The 1,096-nt window shown below is 59.9% G+C and carries 1 protein-coding gene; it reads left to right on the forward strand.

Annotation, left to right across the window (positions count from 1 at the left end; translation table 11 throughout):
• On the forward strand, positions 1 to 1,022 hold a 1,022-nt coding region (locus F7P65_RS21830), incomplete at its 5' end, for an IS3 family transposase (protein WP_150295647.1).
• Positions 1,023 to 1,096 lie beyond the last annotated feature (74 nt).

Raw genomic sequence — 1,096 nt, forward strand, 5'->3', positions numbered from 1 at the left:
AAAAAAAGCATGATCGCGGATGGGGAAGACGACGCATGAGGTATCCCGCATCCGAGAAGCTCGAGATCATCAGGATCGTTGAGCAGTCGCACCTGCCGGCCAAGTCCACGCTGGACAAACTCGGCATTGCCCGCCGGACGTTCTATCGCTGGTACGACCGCTACCTCGAAGGCGGGCCGGAAGCGCTGGAAGATCGGCCATCGGCGCCGAGCCGGGTATGGAACCGCATCGGCGACGACATCCAGGACCAGATCATCGAAATGGCGCTGGAGGCCGACGCGACCAATCTCAGCCCGCGCGAACTGGCGATGCGCTTCACTGACAAGAAGCGCTACTTCGTATCGGAATCCACGGTTTACCGCCTGCTCAAAGCCCACGATCTGATCACCAGTCCGGCCTATGTCGTGATAAAGGCCGCCGATCAGTTCCACACCAAGACTACCCGGCCGAACGAGATGTGGCAGACCGACTTCACGTACTTCAAGATCATCGGGTGGGGCTGGATGTACCTGTCGACCGTACTCGACGACTTCTCGCGCTATATCATCGCCTGGAAGCTGTGCACCAACATGCGGGCCGAGGACGTCACCGACACGCTGGACCTCGCGCTCAAGGCCTCGGGTTGCGACAGCGCCACGGTGCTGCACAAGCCCCGGCTGCTGTCCGACAATGGCCCCAGCTATATCGCAGGCGAACTGGCGGAATACATCGAGGCCAACAAGATGAGCCACGTGCGCGGCGCCCCGATGCATCCCCAGACCCAGGGTAAGATCGAACGCTGGCACCAGACCCTGAAAAACCGCATCCTGCTGGAAAACTACTTCCTGCCCGGCGACCTTGAGGCCCAGATCGAGGCCTTCGTCGAGCACTATAACCACCAGCGTTACCACGAGAGCCTGAACAACGTGACGCCCGCCGATGCCTACTTCGGCAGGGCACCAGCCATCATCAAACAACGTGAAAGGATAAAACGACAGACCATCGAATATCGGCGCTTGCAGCACCGCAAGCTCGCCGCCTAACATCAAACCCCAGACGAGGCCCGCACTCCGCTAATTTACGCCGCGATCTGCGCCAAATGTTCTGACGACGGACA

It is taken from the genome of Sphingobium estronivorans (assembly GCF_008692605.1).
In the GTDB taxonomy this organism is placed as follows: Bacteria; Pseudomonadota; Alphaproteobacteria; order Sphingomonadales; family Sphingomonadaceae; genus Sphingobium; species Sphingobium estronivorans.